Source organism: Streptomyces sp. NPDC017943, from assembly GCF_044328425.1.
GTDB classification, from domain to species: domain Bacteria; phylum Actinomycetota; class Actinomycetes; order Streptomycetales; family Streptomycetaceae; genus Streptomyces; species Streptomyces djakartensis_A.
Genome location: NZ_JBIRHH010000005.1, coordinates 605,570 through 628,725, shown reverse-complemented (window position 1 = coordinate 628,725; position 23,156 = coordinate 605,570). Strand labels below are relative to the sequence as shown.

Genomic DNA, 23,156 nt, shown 5'->3' with positions numbered 1-23,156 from the left:
ATCGCCGCATGCCCTACGACCCGTCAGCGTTTCCGCCCTTCGCCGTCACCGTGGACCTGGTCGTGCTGACCGTGCGTCGCCACGCCCTCTGTGCGCTGGCGGTACGCAGGGGCGAACCGCCGTTCCAGGGCCGGTGGGCGCTGCCCGGCGGTTTCGTACGGGCCGACGAGGACTTGGCGCAGGCCGCTGCGCGCGAACTAGCCGAGGAGACCGGGCTGCGGGTCCACGACCCGTCCGCTCCCGCCCAGGACAACGGCGCGCATCTGGAGCAGCTCGCCACCTACGGTGATCCCGAGCGGGACCCCAGGATGCGGGTCGTGAGCGTCGCGCATCTCGCGCTCGCTCCCGACCTGCCCGCGCCCCGAGCGGGCGGCGACGCCAGCAACGCGCGATGGGCACCGGTGGAGGAACTGCTGCAGCAGGGCGGTTACGGACGCGATGGGGATGTGGTCGACCCGCTCGCCTTCGACCACGCGCAGATCCTCGCGGACGGCGTGGAGCGGGCCCGCTCCAAGATCGAGTACTCGTCGCTGGCGACGGCCTTCTGCCCGCCCGAGTTCACCGTGGGGGAGCTGCGCCGGGTGTACGAGGCGGTCTGGGGTGTGGCGCTGGACCCCCGCAACTTCCACCGCAAGGTCACGGGCACCCCGGGCTTCCTCGTCCCGACCGGTGGGACGACCACCCGCCAGGGTGGGCGCCCCGCGCAGCTCTTCCGCGCCGGTGGCGCGACGCTGCTCAACCCCCCGATGCTGCGCCCCGAAGTCTGACCGGCGACACGGGCGGACGCGACACCGATGCGATACTCGCTCGCAGCGGTTCGCATCCGCCGTCCACCATGCCCTGCGCGGGCCTCGCGGTGCCCGAAAAAGGGGACATAGCGCGCTATCTTGCTGCGGGTGATCGAGGCCTTCGGACTGACCAGCAACCGCCGCAAAGAGCTTCCGCCCGCAGCCGACGACGTCTCCTTCGAGGCGCGAGCCGGCCGCGTCACCGCGCTGCTCGGAGCGCCGGGCGCCGGCAAGACGACGGTGCTCAGACTCATGCTCGAACTCCAACAAGGCCGTGGCATCACCCACTTCCGGGGCCGTCCACTGCACCGGATCGCCCACCCCTCACGAGAGGTCGGCGTGCTGCTGGGTGATGTACCGGGGCACCCGGCCCGTACGGTCCGCGGGCATCTGCGCATGCTGTGCGCGGCCGCGGGCGTTCCGGTCCGGCGAGCGGATGAAGTCCTCGAGGCCGTCGGGCTGGTGAGTCTGCGCGACGAGCGCCTCGGCACGCTCTCGCGCGGCATGGACCGCCGGCTCGGCCTGGCGTGTGCGCTCCTTGCCGACCCGCACACCCTTGTCCTGGACGGCCCGACCGACGGGCTTTCGACCCGTGAGAGCACCTGGATGCACACCACGCTGCGGGCGTATGCCGCCCAGGGTGGAACGGTCCTGTTCACCACAGCGGACCCCAAGGAGGCCGCTCGGGACGCCGATCACGTCGTCACGCTCGAACAGGGCATGCTCGTGGCCGATCAGGAAGCCGCGGAGTTCGCACGCACCCGGCTCCGTCCCCGGGTCGCCGTACGCAGTCCGCACGCGGCGCGTCTGGCCACCCTGCTGGCCAAGCAGGCGCGCACCGCGCGACGTTCCGTCGAGGTCGTCCGCGAAGACGGCAACCGCCTGTCCGTCTACGGCAGTAGCTGCGCAGACGTCGGCGAGGTCGCTTTCCGTCATGGCATCCTGGTGCATCAACTGGCCGACGAGATCGGTGACATGGGCCCAGGGGCAGGAACGGTCGACCATGCGCGGCCGACGCCCTGCCACGAACCGGATCGCACTGGTCCCGAGGTTCAGCCCTCGCCTGCCGGGCCGCCGGCCTTCACGCCCGGGCACACGCCCACGCCCACACCTTCGGCGTCTTCCGACGGCAGCGCACTCGACGATGCCGGCACTCACCGGGTCGCTGGTGACGAGAGGGGACGGACAGCGGTGGCCCCCGCGTCGTGCCCGACGCCCGACCGCCGGCCCACCACGGAAGACGCAGAGCCGAGTAACGCACAACCCCCCGCTCCCAGAATCCGAACCCTCGACCAGCTCCCCCCTCTCCCGCCCCCCATCTCGGTCCGTTCCGCGCCCAGTCCCCTCCGCCCGCTGCGCTACGAGATCCGCCGTGCCGCCGGAGTGGGTACCGGCTTCCTCACCGGAGCCGTCGTCCTCGTCGTCTCCGCCGTGACCGCTGTCGTACTGGCCCGGATCGGGCACACGCCGCAGCCGCGTCTGCTCGCCGCCTGGCCGCGGGAGCTCCCCCTGCCGCCCGCGGCACTCGGCGCGGGACTGCTGGGCGCACTGTCCTTCGGTGACGAGTTCCGGCACCCCGCCCTCGCGGCGGACCGCGGCACCGTCCCCCGCCGCCTGAGTCTGCTGGCCGCCAAACTGACCGTCTCCTCGATCACCGCCCTGATGCTGGCCGTGCTTACCGTCGGCTGTGACGCCGAAGTGCTCCACCTCGTCTACGGCCCGGAACTCGCCCGCGTTCCCGCCGGCTGGGCCGCGCTCGGTGCGGGGTGGATCGGCCTCGTGGTCGGCTGCGCCTGGGCAGGGGTGCTGGCGGCAGGGGTCTTCCGGTCCACCTCGGCAGGGCTCGCCGCCGTGGCTGCGGTCCCCCTCCTCGTCGTGCCCGTCGTGCACAAACTCGTGACCGGCCCGTCCGTGCGAACCGCGGCCGGACTTCCCGCTCGGCTTCGGGAGGCCTTCCTTCCACGGTGGCCGTTCGGGGGCGAGCGGTACCTGGAGGTCGCGTTCGGCATGGTCTCCCAACCGGTCGGTGGCGCGCTGACGTTGTCGCTGGCCACACTGCTCTGCGCCTACCTGTTCACCTCGTTGCGCAGCAGACTCGGATGACGACTGTCCGTGACCCTTAGTTCGGCCATGCGCACAACTCCCCGCAGAACGCCCATTTCTTTCCGATAAGGCGTCAATTGCGACGGGGTGAGCGATCACCCTTTCGTGTGCTTTTCACCAAAGACCTCAAGGGAGTTGGAGACGGCGCCGACAAAGGATGCGTGAGTACCCTTGCGCACACCATGATGACCGCCGCCCGCTCCGCCGACTCCGGCCTCGCGAACCCGGGCGAACTCGACCGCTACCCCTACGCGGAGGCGCCCGCCGTCGACCGTGTCGGGGTGCCTGCCTGGGACGGAGCGGACCACGAGCTGGGGCGCGTGGGCCGGCGCGCCGCGGGCAGCCGCGGCCGCGGACTGCACGGCCAACTCGTCCAGCAGCTGGGTCAGATGATCGTCTCCGGCGACTTGGGGGCCGACCGTCCCCTGGTGCCCGAGGAGATCGGCCAGCGTTTCGAGGTCTCCCGCACCGTCGTGCGCGAGTCCCTGCGCGTCCTTGAGGCGAAGGGCCTGGTGAGCGCCCGCCCGAACGTCGGTACGCGGGTGCGTCCGGTGAGCGACTGGAACCTCCTCGACCCGGACATCATCGAGTGGCGTGCCTTCGGTCCGCAGCGCGACGACCAGCGTCGCGAGCTGAGCGAGCTGCGCTGGACGATCGAGCCGCTTGCCGCCCGCCTCGCCGCCGGCCACGGGCGCGAGGACGTCCAGCAGCGCCTGACGGACATGGTCGAGATCATGGGGCACGCGATGGCACAGGGTGACGCGCTCACATTCTCCCGTGCCGACGCCGAGTTCCACTCGATGCTCATCCAGGTCGCGGGCAACCGCATGCTCGAGCACCTGTCGGGCATCGTGTCCGCCGCCCTCCAGGTCTCCGGCGGCCCGGTCACGGGCTGTGACCGCCCGAACGAGGCCTCCCTCGCCCACCACGGCCGCATCTGTGACGCCCTCGCCGCCGGCGACGGTGCGGGCGCCGAGGCGGCGATGCGCCAACTGCTCACGGTCCACCCCGAGGTGGAACGGGTGGTGCCCGCCCCGCGCGAGCACTGACCTCGTTCCGCGGGCGGCGCGGCCGGGTGTGCCACCCCCCTCCTGTGGCAGTGCCCAGTCGGTGATCCGCCCCCCTTCGGACCCCGCCGGATCGCCATGGATCCGGCGGGGTCCGACGGTACGGGGGCCTTCGCCCCGGGCGTCGCGGCTTCCCCTGTGGGCTTCCCCCGTGTGCTTCCGCTGAGGGCCCCGCCCGTTCTCGGCCGGTGCGCTGCGGAGTCTTGGCTTCGCCGCTGGCCGGGCCGGTACCGTAGGTGACCTCATGTGCTCGCGTCTGACCGTTTTTGTCCGCTTACGGGGTGTGACTCGGGCCACGGAGATTAGGCGTAACGCTCGCGGGAAGAACGCGATGACCTAAGAGGTGACAGCCGCGGAGGGAATACGGACGTCGTTCACGGCGCTGTGCATCTTCCCCGGCCCCCGCCCGCACCGTCGGCCCATCCCCAAGCCGGCGGTCGGCTCCTGTCCCCCGTGGATGGGGCCGGAAGCCGTTTTCCAACGTTCCGAGAGGTTGTTCGTGTCGGCCAGCACATCCCGTACGCTCCCGCCGGAGATCGCCGAGTCCGTCTCTGTCATGGCGCTCATTGAGCGGGGAAAGGCTGAGGGGCAGATCGCCGGCGATGACGTGCGTCGGGCCTTCGAAGCTGACCAGATTCCGGCCACTCAGTGGAAGAACGTACTGCGCAGCCTCAACCAGATCCTCGAGGAAGAGGGTGTGACGCTGATGGTCAGTGCCGCAGAGCCCAAGCGCACCCGAAAGAGCGTCGCAGCGAAGACCCCCGCCAAGCGCACCGCCGCCAAGACGGTCGCGGCCAAGGCGGTGACCACCCGGAAGGCCACTGCCACCGCCACCCCGGCGGCGCCCGCAGAGGAGCCCGCCGGCGAGGAAGAGGCGCCCGCCGCGAAGAAGGCGGCCGCCAAGAAGACCACCACCGCCAAGAAGACGGTCGCGAAGAAGGCGACCGCCAAGAAGACGGCGGCGAAGAAGACCGGCGGCAAGAAGGACGACGCCGAGATCCTCGAGGAGGAGGTGCTCGAGGAGGCAGTCCCCGGCAAGGCCGGCGAGGAGCCCGAGGGCACCGAGGCCGCGGGCTTCGTGCTGTCCGACGAGGACGAGGACGACGCCCCCGCGCAGCAGGTCGCGGCCGCCGGCGCCACCGCCGACCCGGTCAAGGACTACCTCAAGCAGATCGGCAAGGTGCCCCTGCTCAACGCCGAGCAGGAGGTCGAGCTCGCCAAGCGCATCGAGGCGGGCCTGTTCGCCGAGGACAAGCTGGCCAACGCCGACAAGCTGGCTCCGAAGCTCAAGCGCGAGCTGGAGATCATCGCCGAGGACGGCCGCCGCGCCAAGAACCACCTCCTGGAGGCCAACCTCCGCCTGGTGGTCTCCCTGGCCAAGCGCTACACCGGCCGCGGCATGCTGTTCCTGGACCTCATCCAGGAAGGCAACCTCGGTCTGATCCGCGCGGTCGAGAAGTTCGACTACACCAAGGGCTACAAGTTCTCGACGTACGCCACCTGGTGGATCCGGCAGGCGATCACCCGCGCCATGGCCGACCAGGCCCGCACCATCCGTATCCCGGTGCACATGGTCGAGGTCATCAACAAGCTCGCGCGCGTCCAGCGCCAGATGCTCCAGGACCTGGGCCGCGAGCCCACCCCGGAGGAGCTGGCCAAGGAGCTCGACATGACCCCCGAGAAGGTCATCGAGGTCCAGAAGTACGGCCGCGAGCCCATCTCGCTGCACACTCCGCTGGGCGAGGACGGCGACAGCGAGTTCGGTGACCTCATCGAGGACTCCGAGGCCGTCGTCCCGGCCGACGCGGTCAGCTTCACGCTTCTGCAGGAGCAGCTGCACTCCGTCCTCGACACGCTCTCCGAGCGTGAGGCCGGCGTGGTCTCGATGCGGTTCGGTCTCACCGACGGTCAGCCGAAGACCCTCGACGAGATCGGCAAGGTCTACGGCGTCACGCGTGAGCGGATCCGCCAGATCGAGTCGAAGACCATGTCGAAGCTGCGCCACCCGTCGCGCTCCCAGGTGCTGCGCGACTACCTCGACTGATCGTCCGCACACGGCGCAAGGCCCGGTTCCCCGCGAGGGACCGGGCCTTGCGCCGTGCCGCCCGCGCGGGTGCGAGGGGCGGCGCCGTGGATCACTCTGGGTGTTTCAACGGCACCAAGGAGTGAGGAGCAGGTATGCGTCGTCGCCTTGCCCGAGCCGTGGCCCTCGCAGCCACGCTGTCCGTCATACCCGTGAGCGCCGGCGCCGCCGAGGCCTCCGACCGTGTCGTCATAGGCGGCTTCCCGGTCGACGTGGCACAGAGCCCCTGGACGGTGGCTCTGGCGAGCCGTGACCGGTTCGGGGGTACACGGGCCGGGCAGTTCTGTGGAGGCGCCGTGGTGGGCCCCAGCACCGTGCTCACGGCCGCCCACTGTCTCGGCCGGGAGGCACTCGGCGGGCCGCCGGAGCGGGTGCGGGACCTGAAGGTCATAGCGGGGCGCACGGATCTCACCGACGGGTCGGGCCGGGAGGTCGCCGTGGAGCGCACCTGGATCAACCCGGCGTACGACGGCGCGAGCAACTCCGGGGACTTCGCCGTAGTCGGCCTCGCGGAACCGCTGCCCCGCGAGTCGGTCGTCGAGATGGCCCCGGACGGTGACCCCGCGTACACGGCGGGTGGCGCGGCGACCGTGTACGGCTGGGGCGACATCTCGGGCGCCGGGGAGTACCCAAGCAGCCTGCGGGCGGCGCCGGTGCGGGTGCTCGCCGACGAGGTCTGCGAGGAGGCGTATCCGGGGGGCGTGGACGGGACGTACGACGCCCGGACGATGCTCTGCGCCGGAGAGACGGAGGGCGGCAGGGACGCCTGCCAGGGGGACAGCGGGGGGCCGCTGGTGGCCCAGGGGCGGCTGATCGGGCTCGTGTCCTGGGGGATCGGCTGCGGCCGGGCCGGCAACCCGGGGGTCTACATGCGCGTCTCGGAGATCATGCGCGCGCTGGGCTGGGACCGGTCGTGAGACGGCCCGCCAGGGCCTGTCACGGCGCCTGAACCGCCGCGTGGGGACGAGGACGGGCGGCTGCCTCTGGGTGCAGAGGCAGCCGCCCGTTCACCGGCCTGTGCCGTGCTGGCTCGTCGTCGGACGCGAGGTGTCAGCGCTCTTCTTCGGAGGCAGTCGCGGGAACGGCCGTGAGCCGCTCCGTCTCGTCCTGTATCTCAGCGGCGATCTTCTTGAGTTCCGGCTCGAACTTGCGCCCGTGGTGGGCGCAGAAGAGCAGCTCTCCACCGCTGAGCAGGACGACGCGTACGTACGCCTGGGCGCCGCAGCGGTCGCAGCGATCAGCGGCCGTCAACTGGCTCGCAGGGGTCAGAACAGTAGTCACGTCGCCTCTTCTCTAGCTCGACGAGCTGTCGTACCAGGGTCAACATCCAACCAGCCCCAAAACGTTCCCGCTCGTGGCTTTTCCTCGAAAAAATCTTGCGAGGCGGCTGTCTGCTGCCGGTTGGCGGCGAATGTGCCGTATTGCGTGTCTCTGTGTCTTACGGGGCTTCGCATGTATCGGTGGTCGGTCCTCCCGGCTGGGTTGCCGGTTGTTCATGAGGACGTGCCCGGAGCCTAAATGGTTCATGCCTCGAAGGGAACGTGATGTGTGCTTCACTCCATCGAGGGATCGAACAAGCATGCGACTGTGGACTAGTCTGAGTTTTCGACGAGGGTGGCGTGACAACCGCTCTACCAGGCCTCGGTACCCTCTCACCGGTGAACGAAGCCGCGCCCTTACCCACGAGGGCCCCATCTGAAATTCAGCGAGGAGCGAACCGCGTGACCGCCGATACGTCCGTGCCGTCCACAGCTCTGCTGGCAGGAGCAGAGCGGGACGGTTCCAACTACACCGCGCGGCACCTGCTCGTCCTCGAGGGGCTCGAGGCCGTGCGCAAGCGCCCCGGAATGTACATCGGCTCGACCGACAGTCGTGGCCTCATGCACTGCCTCTGGGAGATCATCGACAACTCGGTCGACGAGGCCCTGGGCGGCTTCTGCGACCACATCGAGGTGATCCTCCACGACGACGGCTCGGTCGAGGTCCGGGACAACGGCCGGGGCATCCCGGTCGACGTCGAGCCCAAGACCGGCCTCTCGGGTGTCGAGGTCGTCATGACCAAGCTGCACGCCGGCGGCAAGTTCGGCGGCGGCTCCTACGCCGCCTCCGGCGGCCTGCACGGCGTCGGCGCCTCCGTGGTGAACGCCCTGTCCGCCCGCCTGGACGTCGAGGTGGACCGCGGGGGCCACGCCCACGCGATCAGCTTCCGCCGCGGTGTCCCCGGCGCCTTCTCCGGCAACGGCCCCGACGCCAAGTTCGAGGCGAAGAGCGGACTGCGCAAGGCCAAGAAGATCCCGAAGTCCCGCACCGGCACGCGCGTGCGCTACTGGGCCGACCGCCAGATCTTCCTCAAGGACGCCAAGCTCTCCCTGGAGAACCTGCACCAGCGCGCCCGCCAGACCGCCTTCCTGGTGCCCGGCCTGACCATCGTCGTGCGCGACGAGTACGGCCTCGGCGAGGGCGGCAGCAAGGGCGAGGAGTCCTTCCGCTTCGACGGCGGCATCAGCGAGTTCTGCGAGTACCTGGCCTCCGACAAGCCGATCTGCGACGTCCTGCGCTTCTCCGGACAGGGCACCTTCCGGGAGACCGTCCCCGTCCTGGACGAGCACGGGCAGATGACGCCCACCCAGGTCACCCGTGAACTCGACGTCGACGTCGCGCTCCGGTGGGGCACGGGATACGACACGACCCTGAAGTCGTTCGTGAACATCATCGCCACCCCCAAGGGCGGCACCCACGTCGCCGGCTTCGAGCAGGCCGTCGCCACGACGATGAACGAGGTGCTGCGGGCGAAGAAGCTGCTGCGCGTCGCCGAGGACGACATCGTCAAGGACGACGCCCTGGAGGGGATGACGGCGGTCGTCACCGTGCGCCTCGCGGAGCCCCAGTTCGAGGGGCAGACCAAGGAAGTCCTCGGGACCTCGGCGGCCCGCCGCATCGTGAACACCGTGATCAGCAAGGAACTGAAGGCGTTCCTGACGTCCACCAAGCGGGACGCGGCCCAGCAGGCGCGTGTCGTGATGGAGAAGGCCGTCGCCGCGGCCCGTACGCGTATCGCCGCCCGGCAGCACAAGGACGCCCAGCGCCGCAAGACGGCCCTGGAGTCCTCGTCCCTGCCCGCCAAGCTCGCCGACTGCCGCAGCGACGACGTGGACCGCAGCGAGCTGTTCATCGTCGAGGGTGACTCCGCGCTCGGCACCGCCAAGCTCGCGCGGAACTCCGAGTTCCAGGCGTTGCTGCCGATCCGGGGCAAGATCCTCAACGTGCAGAAGTCGTCCGTGACCGACATGCTCAAGAACGCCGAGTGCGGAGCGATCATCCAGGTCATAGGAGCCGGCTCGGGCCGCACCTTCGACATCGACACGGCCCGCTACGGCAAGATCATCATGATGACCGACGCCGACGTCGACGGGTCCCACATCCGCACGCTGCTCCTGACCCTCTTCCACCGCTACATGCGGCCGATGGTCGAGGCGGGCCGGGTCTTCGCCGCGGTGCCGCCGCTGCACCGGATCGAGATCGTGCAGCCGAAGAAGGGGCAGGACAAGTACGTCTACACGTACTCGGACCGGGAACTGCGCGACAAGCTCATGGAGTTCCAGACCAAGGGCGTCCGCTACAAGGACTCGATCCAGCGCTACAAGGGTCTGGGCGAGATGGACGCGGACCAGCTGGCCGAGACGACCATGGACCCGCGCCACCGCACGCTGCGCCGGATCAACCTGTCCGACCTGGAGGCCGCGGAGCAGGTCTTCGATCTGCTGATGGGCAACGACGTGGCGCCGCGCAAGGAGTTCATCTCCAACTCGGCGGCGACGCTGGACCGGTCGCGGATCGACGCGTAGCCGGACCGGGCGGGGTCGTGAGCCGGAGGTTCACGGCCCCGAGGGCTCCACGGTCCGTTACGCCTGCGGAAGGGGCTCGCGCGGCCACCGGCAGGGTGCGTCACCTGATGGGGTGAAGAGCGCGGGGAAGAAGAGTCGGGGATCTTCCCGTTCTGTCCATCCTTGACCATGCAGTCAAGCAAGGATCGTCCCCGCGGGGTCGGGGCCGGTCAGGAGAGTCCGGTCGAGCAACTCCACGGCCGTGAACCGGACCCGGCCGGGGCGGCCGGACAGCCGAGGTACGACGACCCCTGGTACGACGCCCTCGCCAGCGGCTGGGGGGAGTCGGCCGACGTCCCGGCGCAGGCGGTCGCCCCGCCGGCGCGCGAGGGGGAGACCGGCGTCGCCGCTGCGGACATCTACCTGGAGGTGCAGCGCAGCGCGGCCTTCCAGGAGGTGCGGCGGCGGTACCGGAGGTTCGTGGTCCCGGCCTGCGCGGTGTTCTTCACCTGGTACGTGGGATACGTCGTGGCCGCGACGACGGCGCCGCAGCTCATGGCGCGGCCCGTGGCCGGGGCGATGAACGTCGGGATGGCCGCGGGGCTCGGGCAGTTCCTCACGACCTTCCTGCTCACCTGGGCGTACGCGCGGCACGCGCGGCTGCGCAGGGACCGGGCCGCGCTCGAACTGCGCTGGGACACCCAGGAGCTGACGCGCGAGGCGAACGGAGGAGCCTCGTGACGAGTGAGCATCAGACGCTGGCGCTGCTGCTGTTCAGCGTGTTCGTCGCGGTCACCCTGGGGATCACCACCTGGGTGAGCCGCAACCGGCGGGGCTCTGCGGAGGAGTTCTACGCCGGCGGGAGGCTCTTCTCGCCCATGGAAAACGGTTTCGCCATCGCGGGCGACTACATGTCGGCGGCGAGCTTCCTGGGAGTCGCCGGCCTCATCGCGCTGTTCGGCTACGACGGACTGCTGTACGTCGTCGGGTTTCTCGTGGCCTGGCTGGTGGTGCTGTTCCTGGTCGCCGAACTCGTCCGCAACTGCGGGCGCTTCACCCTCGCCGACGTGGTGGCGGCGCGCATGAGGGAGCGGCCGGTACGGATCGCGGCGGGGACGTCGTCCGTGACCGTGTCCGTGCTGTACCTGGTGGCGCAGATGGTCGGCGCCGGCAGCCTGGTGGCGCTGCTCCTGGGCGGCACGAGCGAGGCGGCCCGGTCCTGGACCGTCGTCGGGGTCGGCGTGCTCATGGTGATCTACGTGTCGCTGGGCGGCATGCGGGCCACGACATGGATCCAGATCGTCAAGACGGTGCTGCTGCTCGGCGGAAGTGCCGCGCTGACCGTGCTCGTCCTGCTGCGGTTCCACGGCGACCTGGACCTGCTGCTGCTCACGGCGGCCGAACGCAGCGGCCACGGACAGGCGTTCCTCGCGCCCGGACTGCGCTACGGCGGGGACTGGACGGCCCGGTTCGACTTCATCAGCCTGGGACTGGCCCTGGTCCTGGGGACCGCGGGGCTGCCGCACATCCTGTCCCGCTTCTACACCGTGCCCACCGCACGGGCCGCGCGTCGCTCCGTCGTCTGGGCCATCGGTCTCATCGGCGGCTTCTACCTGATGACGGTCGTGCTCGGGTTCGGGGCGGCGGCCGTCCTGGGACCGGACGTGGTGCGCGCCTCCAACGCCTCCGGGAACACCGCGGTCCCCCTGCTGGCGCTCGACCTGGGCGGTGGCGCCGGGTCCACGGGCGGCACGGTGCTGTTCGCGATCGTCGCCGCGGTCGCCTTCGCCACGATCCTGGCCGTGGTCGCCGGCATCACGCTCGCGTCCTCCGCTTCGGTCGCCCACGATCTGTACGCGTCCTTGCGGCGCAAGGGCAAGGGCGGCAAGCCGCGCAGCGAGGTCGCGGTGGCCCGTGTCGCGGCCGTCGGGGTCGGGGTGGTGGCGATCGCCCTCGGGCTGCTCGCCAGGGACCTGAACGTGGCGTTCCTGGTGGGCCTGGCCTTCGCCGTCGCCGCGTCGGCGAACCTTCCCGTGCTGCTCTACTCCCTGTTCTGGCGCGGCTTCACCACCCGGGGCGCGGTGTGGGCCGTCTACGGAGGGCTGATCCCCGCGGTGGTCCTCGTGGGGCTGTCCCCGGTGGTTTCGGGCAGCCCCGACGCGCTGTTCCCCGACGCCGACTTCCAGTACTTCCCGCTGCAGAACCCGGGCCTGGTCTCGATACCGCTGGGCTTCCTCGCGGGCTGGCTCGGCACGGTCACCTCGGCGGAAGTGCCGGACGAGGCCAAGCAGGCGGAGACCGAGGTGCGGTCGCTGACGGGGGCGGGGGCGGCGTAGGAGCAACCGCCGACGGGGGCGGGGGCGGCGTAGGAGCGACCGCGACGCCCTCCCTCGGAAGCCGGTCCCGGAGGCGGGGGCCGCGTCAGGACCGCCCGGGCGGTCGGTCGGACGGCCGGACGGAGCCGTCAGCCGCGGGTCGCCCACACGTAACGGTGTTCCGGGCGGCCCGCGTCGCCGTACTTCAGGGTCAGCCTGGCCCTTCCGGTGCGCTCCAGGAGCTTCAGATAGCGCTGAGCGGTCTGCCGGCTCACTCCGGTCCGTTCGGCGATCTCCTGGGCGGACAGGGGGCCGTCGGCGTTCATCAGGGACTGGCGGACGAGTTCCGCCGTGGTGGGGGAGTGCCCCTTGGGCAGGGAGGGCTCCGAACCGGCCGACAGGGCCCCGAAGATGCGGTCGACCTCGGCCTGCTCCGCCTCCCCGCCACCGTCCAGGGTGCGGCGCAACTCCGCGTACGCCTCCAGCTTGGCGCGCAGTCCGGCGAAGGCGAACGGCTTGACCAGGTACTGCAGCGCCCCGTGCCGCATGGCCGCCTGGACGGTCGAGACGTCCCGGGCCGCCGTCACCATGATCACGTCGGTGTGCAGGCCGCGCCGGCGCATCTCCTGGACCACGGCCAGTCCCGTCTCGTCGGGCAGGTAGTGATCCAGCAGCACCAGGTCCAGCCTCGGCAGCGTCTCCAGCTGGTGCAGTGCGTCCGCGGCGCTGTGGGCCTCACCGGCGACGTGGAAGCCGGGCACCTTCTCCACATAGGCGGCGTTCACGCGGGCCACCCTGGCGTCGTCGTCCACGACCAGCACCTCGATCATCACGACTCCTCCTGTGGGGCCGGGCGGGACGGCGTCCCGGTCAGGGCCGGTGCCGGGCCGGCCTCGGTCAGCGCGTCCGGCAGGACGACCGTGAACTCGGCGCCCCCGCCGTGTGCCTCGCCGACCGTGGCGCTGCCACCCTGCCGCATGGCCAGCCGGCGCACCAGAGACAGTCCGATGCCCCGCTCCCGGTGCGCCGGGGGCTTCTTCGTGGACCATCCCTCGGTGAAGATCAACTCGCGTTGTCCGGGCGGGATTCCCGGCCCCGTGTCCCGCACCCTCAGGATCGCCGTACGGCCCTCGGTGCGCAGTTCGACCTCCACGCGCGCGTGCGGTGTGCCCGCCACGGCGTCCAGGGCGTTGTCCACCAGGTTCCCGACGACGGTGACGAGCCCCTGCGGGTCGACCAGCCGGTGGGGCAGCCGGGTCCGGTCGGACACCCCGAGGGCGACGCCCCGCTCGGCCGCGACGGTCGCCTTGCCCACCAGCAGGGCCGCGACCAGAGGGTCCTCGATGCGCCCGGTCACCTGCTCCGCGGTCGCCCGGTGGTCGCCGACGACCTCGCCGACGAACTCGACGGCGTCGTCGTACATCTCCAGTTCGAGCAGCCCCAGCAGGGTGTGCATCCGGTTGGCGTGTTCGTGGTCCTGGGCGCGCAGGGCGTCGATCAGACCGCGTGTGGAGTCGAGTTCGCGGCCCAGTTGCTCCAGCTCCGTGCGGTCGCGCAAGGTGGCCACGGCGCCGCCGTCGTCCGTGGGCATGCGGTTGGCGACCAGCACCCGCTGGCCGCGCACGGTGAGCAGATCGGTGCCGGTGACCCGCCCGGCCAGCACGTCGGCCGTACGGCCCGGGCCGAGCGCCTCGTCGGGGGTGCGGCCGACCACGGTGTCCCCGAGGCCGAGCAGGCGCTGCCCCTCGTCGTTGACGAGCCGGATACGGCCGGTGCGGTCCAGGGCGACGACCCCCTCGCGGATGCCGTGCAGCATCGCCTCGCGTTCCGACAGCAGCGCCGCGATGTCCGAGAAGGCCAGGTCCCTGGTCTGCCGCTGGACCCGCCGGGAGATGAGCCAGGCGGCCAGCGCCCCCACGGCCAGCGCGCCGCCGGCGTAGGCGAGCAGACCGGGGATGGCGTGGATCAGCCGGGCCCGGACGCTGTCGTAGGCGATGCCGACGGAGACCGCGCCGACCACGGTGCCGTCACCGTCGCGCAGGGGCACCTTGCCGCGGGCGGAACGGCCCAGGGTGCCGTTGTCGATCTCCATGACCTCCCGGCCGGCCAGCGCCTGGCCGGGGTCGGTGGAGACGATGCCGCCGATCTGCTTCGGGTCGGTGTGGGACCAGCGCACGCCCCGCCAGTCCATCACCACGATGTACTCCGCCTTGGTGGCCTCGCGGATCCGCTCCGCCTCCTGCTGCACCGGGCCGTTCACCGTGGGCGGTGTGTCCCGGACCTCCTCGGCGAGCCCCGGCTGCTGCGCGGTCGTCTGCGCGATCGCCAGCGCGCGGCGCATCGCCTGGTCGTCGAGCTGGTCGCCGAGCGGCGCGAGGAACAGTCCCGTCGCGAGGACCGCGACTCCCGCGGCGATCGCCACCTGCATCAGCAGTACCTGCGAGAACACCCGCCGGGGCAGGCCGAGGCGCAGGCGGCGAACGGGTGCAGTGGGGCTCATACCCAAGACGGTACGTGCGGCCGTCCACCTGCCGTGACGGGTGTGGCATGGATCTCTTGATCAACACCTGGACACGCTCGGCGGATCCACACTGCACGGTGGACGCATCGGTCACACGGACGGTCAGCTCGCCAGGGCGGACGTCAGACTGTCCTCGCGCACCGCCACCACGTCCATCCGCGCGGGGGAGCCGAGGACAGCCGCCCCGCAGCTCTCCGGACGCGGCGGCAGTGCGGCGCCCTGGGCCACGTCGACCCGCCAGCGGCGTCCGTCGACGTGGGCGACCGTCACCTCCCAGCGCGGTGCCGCGCCCGCCGTCCGCACCACGCGCAGGGCCTCCGCAGCGTCCTCGCCCGTCGCCTGGCGCACGGCCAGCTCGGCCGCCTGGCCGGGCCGCTCCCAGGCCGACCTTCCCCGGCAGCCCGCCACGACGACGCGACCCTCCTGAGCGCGGTGCAGGACTTCCTTGAGGGCGTGGGCCTCCGCACGGCCGTAGGCGTAGCCGTACGGCAGGACCAGGGCCGTCGGGGAGAAGCGGTGACCACCCAGATGGGTGACCTCCCAGACGCCCTGAACCCCCGAGGAGGCCAGTTCGGCGGCGAGCGGCCTGCCGAGGAGGGCGCAGCAGCGGTCACGCTTGCCGTTGGTGCAGACGAGGGCGAGGGGGTCGCCCTCGTGGGCCCGGCCGCCGAGTACGGCGTCGAAGCCGGAGTGCTCGCCCCGGCCGAGGGCGGCGAGGTCGAGGTCGAGCAACCGGGCCGGATCGGAGGTCGTGGCGCTGTGCAGCCAGACGTTCCCCGGGACGGTGTGCGCCGCGAACACCCGGCGCGTGGCGGGCATCCTGCGGTCCGCGTGCCGCCCGGGGCGGCGGATGAGCACGATCCGTACGCCCGTGTCCTTGGCGGCCGCCTCCAGGGCACGGCCCACCACGGGGTCCAGGTGGCTCGAAGTGAGCGCCTTGGCACCCCATGGGCCGGGCTGTTCCAGCAACAGCCAGGTCCTCGCGATGGCCGCGGTCCCCGCAACGGGCTCGTCGGAGTCCCGGGAGACGCTTGAGCACGTACTCACAGAGGTGAGCCTAACCTGAGTTGGGCGGGAGCTCATTTCGGCCCCGCCCCTGCCTACTCCGGCAGGGGTTGCGGCGGCCTCGGCCCGACGTACAGACCGCTCGGGCGCATGCGCAGGGGGCGTTCGCCGTACTCCTCCAGCGCATGGGCGACCCAGCCCGCCGTCCGGGCCACGGCGAAGATCGTCTCGCCGGCACTGGCGGGCATGCCGCAGGAGGTGGTGAGCACGGCCAGCGCCAGGTCGACGTTGGCGTGCAGCGGTGTGTGGCGGGCGGCCGTCTCGACGATGTCGCGGGCGGCGAGCAGGGCGGGCTCCGCGCGCGGGACGCGCTCCAGGAGGGCGAACAGGGCACGCGCGCGTGGGTCCTCGCCCTGATACAGGCGGTGGCCCAGTCCGGGGATGCGGCGGCCGGCGCGGAGCTCGTCCGCGATCACCGGTGCCGCGTCACCCCGGTCGAGCACGTCGTGCAGGAGCCGGTGCGCCAGCCCGCTGGCCGCACCGTGCAACGGGCCCTCGATCACACCGAGCCCGGCGGAGACGGCCGCATAGGCGTGGGCCCGGGCCGAGGCCGCGACACGCACCGCGAGCGTGGAGGCGGCCAGGTCGTGGTCGACGAGGAGGGCCAGTGCGGTGTCGAGGGCCCGCAGGGACGCCTCGTCCGGGTCCTCGCGGTGCGACAGCCGGGTCCACAGGCGGTGGGCCAGAGGGCCGTCGTCCCGTCGTCCGTGCCAGGCCGGGGGGAGGGCGGCGACGAGGGTGGGGATGAGCGTGCGCGCGGTGCCGAGCACGGCGTCCTCGGACAGGTCGAAGCGCAGCGGGTCGGCGGTGGCGGCGGCGATGGTCGCGACGCGCAACCGGTCGGCGGGGGAGGCGTGTTCGGGCAGGGCCTCGACCGCGCGGCGGGCGACGGCGACGGCGGGCGCGGGTGCGTCGAACGTGACGCCCGGGCGCAGCCGGCCGGTCCACAGCCACTCGGCGACCTCTTCGTAGGTGTGCCGGGCTGCCAGGTCGACCGCGTCGACGCCGCGGAAGTAGTACCGGTCGCCCTCGATCAGCGTGATGCGGGTGCGTACGCCCAGCTCTCCGCCGGAGCCGGGACCGGTGGCGCTCTCCCGCCGGTTGCGCCGGGCGAGCGCTTCGACCTCCGCGGCGTCGAAGGTGCTGCCCCGGCCGCCGGCTGCTCGCCGGCTGCTGAGCTGCCCGCGACTCACGTACGCGTACAGGGTCTCCGGTTTCACGCCGAGCAGTTCGGCGGCCTCCTTGGTGGTCAGCCGCCGTTCCGTGCCCGGTGAGGCGGTCTCTTGATCGCGCATGAGGGTCACCGTATCCGTCCGCTGGTCCATTGACTGTTGCATTGATTCAATCAATATTGACAGGCATTCAGTCAATCATGGACAGTCGGATCAAGTTCAGGGAGGCAGACATGTCCGTCAACAGGTCCGCAGGTGCTCTTCTCGAAGCGCCCCGGGGGCTCGCCGGTGTCGTCGTCACCGACACCCGCATCGGCGACGTCCGAGGGCGCGAAGGCTTCTACCATTACCGGCAGTACTCGGCGGTCGATCTGGCCCGCAGCCGGGGATTCGAGGACGTCTGGTACCTCCTCGTCCACGGTGAACTGCCCGGCCCCGTACAGCGCGCGGCCTTCGCGGCCGAGACCGCCGCTCTGCGGGCGCTGCCCGGCGAGGTGCGGGCGGCGCTGCCCGCCATTGCTGCGGCGGGCGGACGTTCCGGCCCGCTCGCGGGGATGCGGACGGCGCTGTCGCTGCTGGGTGCGGCGAAGGGTTTCCGCCCCGTGTACGACATCGACGAGGAGGAGCGTCGGCAGAACACGCTGGAGGCGGCGGCGGCCGTCCCCACCCTGCTCACCGCGCTGCACCGGCTGGGCCACGGGCAGGAGCCGATCGAACCCCGGCCGGACCTTTCCTACGCGGCCAACTACCTCTACATGTTGACCGGATCAACACCGGACGAGCGGCATGCCCGGGCGATCGAGCAGTACCTGATCTCCACCATCGACCACGGTTTCAACGCGTCGACGTTCACCGCCCGGGTCATCGCCTCGACCGGGGCGGACGTGGCGGCGTGTCTGGCGGGCGCGGTCGCGGCGCTGTCGGGACCGCTGCACGGTGGTGCGCCCAGCCGCGCGCTGGACACCCTGGACGCGATCGGCAGCCCGGACCGCATCGACTCCTGGGTGCGCGAGCGGGTGTTGGCCGGGGACCGCATCATGGGGTTCGGGCACGCGATCTACCGCACGGAGGACCCGCGGTCACGGATGCTGCGGGAGGTCGCCCGGTCGTTCGGCGGCCCGCGGGTGGACTTCGCGATCGAGGTCGAGCGGCACGTCGAGGCGATCCTGGCGGAGCTGAAGCCCGGCCGGGAGCTGCACACCAACGTCGAGTACTACGCGGGTGTCGTGATGGAACTCTGCGGTCTGCCCCGCGAGATGTTCACCCCGACGTTCGCCGCCGCGCGGGCGGTGGGCTGGAGCGCGAACATCCTGGAGCAGGCGGAGGACACGAAGATCATCCGCCCGGTGGCCCGCTACGTGGGACCTGAGGCACCGGAGCCGGTGCCCGCCTGAGGGCCGCCGTCTCAAGGCGTGCTGGGAGTACCTCGGCCCTGTATGTCGCGGACGGCCTGCTCGAAGATGCGGAACAGGCGTCCCTCGTGGCTGTCAGGGGAAAGGCCCTCCTTTCCCCTGCGTGAGGCCTCCCAGTACCGCTGAAACAGCGGGCTCCTGAGGAGGGTGCGGGCGTACTCGAGCAACTCCTCTTCGGAGATCTCTCCCCACTCGTAGAAGAGGAGGAAGTGGCCGAAAGTCAGGTTGGCGAACAAGTGCTGGCGGACTACTTCGTGTGGCTCGTCGGGATAGTCATTCCACACGCCGGCAAGCGCAGCATCGTTCATCGCCATCTCGGTCAATTGGACGTGCAGGGCTCGTAGATCGGCTCTCGCGCTGCGACGTAGTTCCTGGCGGGAGGCGATGAGTTCCTGGCGCTGCAGGTTGAGCTCTTCGCGCTGCAGGCGCAACTCCCGCTGCTGGAAGAGCAGAGTGAAGACCAGCAGCAGAAGAGCGAGGCCGGAGAATACGGCGCTCACGCCGCCGAAGTAGTCACCTACCGCGCTGCGTTCGACTGCCTCCCGGCGTCCACCGTTCGCCTCCTCCACGCCGGCCAGGAGCCAACCACTGATCACCACGGACGCGGCACCGACGAGTGTCACCCCCAGCAGGGTTGCCACACCCCACAGCAGCACATGTTTCAACCGTCGTTGATCCATCCGCCCTCCCGGCATCTGCGTCATGCTTCCCCATCGGTGTGGTGGAAAACGAGGTTCCCTTCCCAGTGCATGGGGAGCGCGAGGGAGATCAGGTGCCCTGCTATTGGGTCGCACCGCTTGACGTCCGAATGGTTCTCTCGTGTACGGGAGGCGAGACGGCGATAACGAACCACACTCTGCTATGACCGGACGACATTTTCGGACGCCTTGCGCATCCCTTGGCCCCGCTCGAAGGCGAGCTACTCCGCGCCTACCGGAGGATGATGGTGCCCCTCGCAACCCCCTGGCTCGTATCCTGGACCGGTATCCCATCCCCCCGCGTGTGCCGCCACCGTGAGCCGGTGCGCGCGTCGGCGTGAAAGAGGTCGCACGGTGCGTCAGGCGAGCCCGCAACCGCAGCAGATCCCGGTCGTGGTCCTGGCCGGATTCCTCGGCTCGGGCAAGACCACTCTGCTCAACCACCTCCTGCACCGCAGCGGCGGCAGCCGCATCGGCGCGATCGTCAACGACTTCGGGGCCGTGGAGATCGACGCGATGGCCGTGGCCGGGGCGCTCGGCGACTCGACGGTCTCCCTGGGCAACGGGTGCCTGTGCTGCGCGGTCGACGCGAGCGAACTCGACACGTACCTGGAGCGGCTCGCGGCCCCCTCCCTCGGCATCGACGTCATCGTCATCGAGGCCAGCGGCCTGGCCGAACCGCAGGAGCTGGTCCGGATGCTGCTCGCCAGCGCACATCCCGGCGTCGTCTACGGCGGACTGGTCGAGGTCGTCGACGCCGCCGAGTTCGACGCGACCCGCTCCCGCCACCCCGGGATCGACCGCCACCTCGCGCTGGCCGACCTCGTCGTGGTCAACAAACTCGACCGCGCGGCCGACGGCGAACGCGTCCTCGGGCTGGTCAGGTCGCTCACCGACGGAGCCGCCGTCGTTCCGGCCACCTACGGCCGCATCGACCCCGAGTTCCTCTTCGACTGCCGGCCGAGCGAGGAGCGCATCGGACAGCTCTCCTTCGACGACCTGCACGAGCACGAGGAGCACGACGAGCACCCCGAGCACGACGAGAACGACGCGCCCGGCGGGCACGCCGGGCACCTGCACACCGCCTACGACAGCGTCTCGTTCGTCTCGTCCGCGCCCCTCGACCCCCGCCGGCTGATGGCCTTCCTCGACAGCCGCCCCTCGGGGCTGTACCGCATCAAGGGCTACGTCGACTTCGGGCCGTACGACGTGCGCAACCGGTACGCCGTGCACGCCGTGGGACGGTTCCTGCGCTTCTACCCCGAGCCCTGGCCGGCCGGCGGCGAACGCCTCACCCAGCTCGTCCTCATCGGCTCCGGCATCGACACCACCGCCCTCGGCAAGGAACTGGAGGCGTGCAAGGACGACGCCCCACACGCCGACGAGCACGGCATGTGGGGCGTCCTGCGCTATGTGCGCACCGGCGGGGAGGAACCCGCGGAGGAACCGCCGGCCTAGACCGGCCCGGCCACCACGGCCACCGTCTTCGCCAGGGACACACCCGACCCGTCGCGGCGGGGGTCGATGTCCGGCAGGGCGGCCGGGGCGCCGTTCTTCTGTGCGGCACGGGCCGGGGCGGGCCCGGCCCAGGCCAGGGACAGGCAGTCCTCGCCCTTCAGGAACCGCTGGCAGCGGACACCGCCGGTCGCCCGGCCCTTGCGCGGGTACTGGTCGAACGGGGTCAGCTTGGCCGTCGTCTGCACCGAGTCGTCCAGCGTCCCCCGCGAGCCCGCGACCGTGAAGACGACCGCGTCCGCGGCCGGGTCCACCGCCGTGAAGGAGATGACCTTCACCCCCTCGGCCAGCTTGATGCCGGCCACACCGCCGGCCGGACGCCCCTGCGGGCGGACCTGGGACGCCTGGAAGCGCAGCAGCTGGGCGTCGTCGGTGATGAACACCAGGTCCTCGTCCCCGGTGCGCAGCTCGACGGCACCGACGATCCGGTCACCCTCCTTGAGGGTGATCACCTCCAGCTCCTCCTTGTTGGACGGGTAGTCCGGCACGACGCGCTTGACGACGCCCTGCTGCGTGCCGAGCGCCAGGCCCGGGGACGACTCGTCGAGGGTGGTCAGGCAGACGACCGTCTCGTCGCCCTCCAGCGACACGAACTCCGCCAGCGGGGCGCCGCCCGCCAGGTTCGGCGTCGGCAGGGGCTGCGGGAGCTGCGGCAGGTCGACCACGTTCAGCCGCAGCAGCCGGCCCGAGGAGGTCACCACGCCGATCTCGCCGCGGGCCGTCGCCGGTACCGCCGAGACGATCACGTCGTGCTTGGCGCGCTTGGCGCCGGCGTCCTCCGCGAACGGCTCGGCGTCGGCCGTACGGGCCAGCAGACCCGTAGAGGACAGCAGCACCCGGCACGGGTCGTCCGCCACCTGCAGCGGTACGGCCGCGACCGGAGCGCCGCCCGACTCCAGCAGGACCGTGCGCCGGTCGGTGCCGAACTTCTTGGCGACCGCGGCCAGTTCAGAGGAGACCAGCTTGCGCAGCTCCGCGTCCGAGTCGAGGATCCGGGTCAGCTCCTCGATCTCCGCGTTGAGCCGGTCCTTCTCCGTCTCCAGCTCGATGCGGTCGTACCGGGTCAGCCGGCGCAGCGGCGTGTCGAGGATGTACTGCGTCTGCACCTCGCTCAGCGAGAAGTGCTCCATCAGGCGCTGCTTGGCCTGGGCGGAGTTCTCGCTGGAGCGGATCAGGCGGATGACCTCGTCGATGTCCAGCAGGGCCGTCAGCAGGCCCTCGACCAGGTGCAGCCGGTCGCGCTTCTTGCCGCGGCGGAACTCCGAGCGCCGCCGCACCACGGTGAAGCGGTGGTCGAGGTAGACCTCCAGCAGCTCCTTCAGGCCCAGCGTGAGCGGCTGGCCGTCGACCAGGGCGACGTTGTTGATGCCGAAGGACTCCTCCATCGGCGTCAGCTTGTACAGCTGCTCCAGGACCGCCTCCGGCACGAAGCCGTTCTTGATCTCGATGACCAGGCGCAGGCCGTGCTCGCGGTCGGTGAGGTCCTTGACGTCGGCGATGCCCTGGAGCTTCTTCGAGCCGACCAGGTCCTTGATCTTGGCGATGACCTTCTCGGGGCCGACCGCGAAGGGCAGCTCGGTGACGATCAGGCCCTTGCGGCGGGCCGTGACCTGCTCCACCGCCACGGTCGCGCGGATCTTGAACGTGCCCCGGCCGCTCTCGTAGGCGTCGCGGATGCCGGACAGGCCGACGATGCGGCCGCCGGTGGGCAGGTCCGGACCGGGGACGTGCTTCATCAGGGCGTCGAGGTCCGCGTTCGGGTGCCTGATCAGGTGGCGTGCCGCGGCGATGACCTCGCGCAGGTTGTGCGGCGGCATGTTCGTCGCCATGCCGACCGCGATACCCGAGGCGCCGTTGACCAGCAGGTTCGGGAAGGCGGCGGGCAGCGCGGCCGGTTCCTGCTCCTGGCCGTCGTAGTTGGGGTTGAAGTCGACGGTGTCCTCGTCGATCGACTCCGTCATCAGGCTCGTCGCCTCGGCCATGCGGCACTCGGTGTACCGCATGGCGGCCGGCGGGTCGTCGTTGCCCAGCGAGCCGAAGTTGCCGTGGCCGTCCACCAGGGGGACGCGCATGGAGAACGGCTGGGCCATGCGCACCAGGGCGTCGTAGATCGACGCGTCGCCGTGCGGGTGCAGCTTGCCCATCACCTCGCCGACGACACGGGCGCACTTGACGTACCCCCGCTCGGGGCGCAGGCCCATCTCGCTCATCTGGTACACGATGCGCCGGTGCACCGGCTTGAGACCGTCGCGGGCGTCCGGCAGGGCCCGGGAGTAGATGACCGAGTACGCGTACTCGAGGAAGGAGCCCTGCATCTCGTCGACGACGTCGATGTCGAGGATCCGCTCCTCGTACGAGTCGTCGGGCGGCGGGGTCTTCGTGCTGCGGCGGGCCATCGCTGCCGGCTCCTTGCTGCTGCGATCCAGATCTGACGCGGACCATTGTGGACCGCCGCACTGACAAGCGGGACCAGGCCCCGGGACAAGCGGCGCCCGCGCCCCCGGAACGAGGCCGGCACCGGGAACTTCACCAGGGCCTCGCGCGCTTGCATACAGTGGCAGGACCGGCACGAATCCGCGGTTGTGAAGACCGC

General features: G+C 71.0%; 17 protein-coding genes. 10 read left to right on the top strand and 7 right to left on the bottom strand.

Annotation, left to right across the window (positions count from 1 at the left end; all coding sequences use genetic code 11):
- The first annotated feature begins 8 nt into the window (after window positions 1–8).
- From ACH4C6_RS19715 to ACH4C6_RS19695, 5 genes are all read left to right on the top strand, one after another.
- Complete coding sequence (locus ACH4C6_RS19715; RefSeq protein WP_398109861.1) at window positions 9–767, top strand: NUDIX domain-containing protein; 759 nt, start codon at window positions 9–11, stop codon at window positions 765–767.
- 129 nt (window positions 768–896) lie between these two features.
- Entirely contained in the window at window positions 897–2,891 is a 1,995-nt protein-coding gene (locus ACH4C6_RS19710; protein ID WP_398109860.1) for an ATP-binding cassette domain-containing protein, read from the top strand.
- Between the two features lie 161 nt (window positions 2,892–3,052).
- Window positions 3,053–3,940, top strand: coding sequence for a FadR/GntR family transcriptional regulator (locus tag ACH4C6_RS19705; RefSeq protein WP_398109859.1), 888 nt, complete (start codon window positions 3,053–3,055; stop codon window positions 3,938–3,940).
- Window positions 3,941–4,457: 517 nt separating this feature from the next.
- A complete protein-coding gene (locus ACH4C6_RS19700; RefSeq protein ID WP_398109858.1) occupies window positions 4,458–6,002 on the top strand; it encodes an RNA polymerase sigma factor in 1,545 nt (514 codons plus the stop codon).
- 134 nt (window positions 6,003–6,136) lie between these two features.
- A complete protein-coding gene (locus ACH4C6_RS19695) occupies window positions 6,137–6,958 on the top strand; it encodes a S1 family peptidase (protein WP_398109857.1) in 822 nt (273 codons plus the stop codon).
- 133 nt (window positions 6,959–7,091) lie between these two features.
- On the opposite strand, the gene ACH4C6_RS19690 is transcribed toward ACH4C6_RS19695, so the two are convergent.
- A complete protein-coding gene (locus tag ACH4C6_RS19690; protein WP_398109856.1) occupies window positions 7,092–7,322 on the bottom strand; it encodes a hypothetical protein in 231 nt (76 codons plus the stop codon).
- A 440-nt stretch (window positions 7,323–7,762) separates the two neighbouring features.
- Here ACH4C6_RS19690 and ACH4C6_RS19685 point away from each other — a divergent pair, with 440 nt between their 5' ends.
- From ACH4C6_RS19685 to ACH4C6_RS19675, 3 genes are all read left to right on the top strand, one after another.
- Window positions 7,763–9,886 (top strand): type IIA DNA topoisomerase subunit B, encoded by a 2,124-nt coding sequence (locus ACH4C6_RS19685; RefSeq protein WP_398109855.1) that lies wholly within the window; start codon window positions 7,763–7,765, stop codon window positions 9,884–9,886.
- Window positions 9,887–10,054: 168 nt separating this feature from the next.
- Window positions 10,055–10,606, top strand: a complete 552-nt coding sequence (locus ACH4C6_RS19680) for a DUF485 domain-containing protein (RefSeq protein ID WP_398109854.1) — start codon at window positions 10,055–10,057, stop codon at window positions 10,604–10,606.
- Window positions 10,603–12,201, top strand: coding sequence for a cation acetate symporter (locus tag ACH4C6_RS19675; protein WP_398109853.1), 1,599 nt, complete (start codon window positions 10,603–10,605; stop codon window positions 12,199–12,201). Before ACH4C6_RS19680 ends, ACH4C6_RS19675 begins: the two co-directional genes overlap by 4 nt.
- Window positions 12,202–12,329: 128 nt before the next feature.
- Here the strand turns inward: ACH4C6_RS19675 and ACH4C6_RS19670 are convergent, their stop codons facing one another.
- The 4 genes from ACH4C6_RS19670 to ACH4C6_RS19655 all read right to left on the bottom strand — a co-directional run bounded on the left by ACH4C6_RS19670 (window position 12,330) and on the right by ACH4C6_RS19655 (window position 17,061).
- The gene (locus tag ACH4C6_RS19670) at window positions 12,330–13,010 is read right to left on the bottom strand and encodes a response regulator (RefSeq protein WP_398109852.1); all 681 of its coding nucleotides are present in this window, start codon (window positions 13,008–13,010) and stop codon (window positions 12,330–12,332) included.
- Entirely contained in the window at window positions 13,010–14,680 is a 1,671-nt protein-coding gene (locus ACH4C6_RS19665) for an ATP-binding protein (RefSeq protein WP_398109851.1), read from the bottom strand. The genes ACH4C6_RS19670 and ACH4C6_RS19665 overlap by 1 nt, the downstream gene beginning before the upstream one ends.
- Before the next feature lie 123 nt (window positions 14,681–14,803).
- Window positions 14,804–15,748, bottom strand: coding sequence for a sucrase ferredoxin (locus ACH4C6_RS19660; RefSeq protein ID WP_398109850.1), 945 nt, complete (start codon window positions 15,746–15,748; stop codon window positions 14,804–14,806).
- Window positions 15,749–15,801: 53 nt separating this feature from the next.
- Window positions 15,802–17,061 (bottom strand): citrate/2-methylcitrate synthase, encoded by a 1,260-nt coding sequence (locus ACH4C6_RS19655; RefSeq protein WP_398109849.1) that lies wholly within the window; start codon window positions 17,059–17,061, stop codon window positions 15,802–15,804.
- A 110-nt stretch (window positions 17,062–17,171) separates the two neighbouring features.
- On the opposite strand from ACH4C6_RS19655, the gene ACH4C6_RS19650 reads away from it, so the two are divergent.
- On the top strand, window positions 17,172–18,332 hold the full coding sequence (locus ACH4C6_RS19650) for a citrate synthase (RefSeq protein WP_398109848.1): 1,161 nt from the start codon (window positions 17,172–17,174) through the stop codon (window positions 18,330–18,332).
- Window positions 18,333–18,343: 11 nt separating this feature from the next.
- Here the strand turns inward: ACH4C6_RS19650 and ACH4C6_RS19645 are convergent, their stop codons facing one another.
- Window positions 18,344–19,054 carry a DUF6082 family protein gene (locus ACH4C6_RS19645; RefSeq protein WP_398109847.1) on the bottom strand — a complete coding sequence of 237 codons (711 nt, stop codon included), beginning with the start codon at window positions 19,052–19,054 and terminating at the stop codon, window positions 18,344–18,346.
- Window positions 19,055–19,402: 348 nt separating this feature from the next.
- On the opposite strand from ACH4C6_RS19645, the gene ACH4C6_RS19640 reads away from it, so the two are divergent.
- Window positions 19,403–20,506 carry a CobW family GTP-binding protein gene (locus tag ACH4C6_RS19640; RefSeq protein ID WP_398109846.1) on the top strand — a complete coding sequence of 368 codons (1,104 nt, stop codon included), beginning with the start codon at window positions 19,403–19,405 and terminating at the stop codon, window positions 20,504–20,506.
- Here the strand turns inward: ACH4C6_RS19640 and ACH4C6_RS19635 are convergent.
- The gene (locus ACH4C6_RS19635) at window positions 20,503–22,959 is read right to left on the bottom strand and encodes a DNA topoisomerase (ATP-hydrolyzing) subunit A (RefSeq protein WP_398109845.1); all 2,457 of its coding nucleotides are present in this window, start codon (window positions 22,957–22,959) and stop codon (window positions 20,503–20,505) included. The two genes, ACH4C6_RS19640 and ACH4C6_RS19635, sit on opposite strands and share 4 nt — an antisense overlap.
- Window positions 22,960–23,156 lie beyond the last annotated feature (197 nt).

Bases quoted from the DNA above. Each gene is read 5' to 3' on its own strand.
- ACH4C6_RS19715 (WP_398109861.1), top strand. From the start codon at position 9: ATGCCCTACGACCCGTCAGCGTTTCCGCCCTTCGCCGTCACCGTGGAC.
- ACH4C6_RS19695 (WP_398109857.1), top strand. From the start codon at position 6,137: ATGCGTCGTCGCCTTGCCCGAGCCGTGGCCCTCGCAGCCACGCTGTCC.
- ACH4C6_RS19680 (WP_398109854.1), top strand. From the start codon at position 10,055: ATGCAGTCAAGCAAGGATCGTCCCCGCGGGGTCGGGGCCGGTCAGGAG.
- ACH4C6_RS19670 (WP_398109852.1), bottom strand. From the start codon at position 13,010: ATGATCGAGGTGCTGGTCGTGGACGACGACGCCAGGGTGGCCCGCGTG.
- ACH4C6_RS19665 (WP_398109851.1), bottom strand. From the start codon at position 14,680: ATGAGCCCCACTGCACCCGTTCGCCGCCTGCGCCTCGGCCTGCCCCGG.
- ACH4C6_RS19655 (WP_398109849.1), bottom strand. From the start codon at position 17,061: ATGCGCGATCAAGAGACCGCCTCACCGGGCACGGAACGGCGGCTGACC.
- ACH4C6_RS19650 (WP_398109848.1), top strand. From the start codon at position 17,172: ATGTCCGTCAACAGGTCCGCAGGTGCTCTTCTCGAAGCGCCCCGGGGG.
- ACH4C6_RS19645 (WP_398109847.1), bottom strand. From the start codon at position 19,054: ATGACGCAGATGCCGGGAGGGCGGATGGATCAACGACGGTTGAAACAT.
- ACH4C6_RS19635 (WP_398109845.1), bottom strand. From the start codon at position 22,959: ATGGCCCGCCGCAGCACGAAGACCCCGCCGCCCGACGACTCGTACGAG.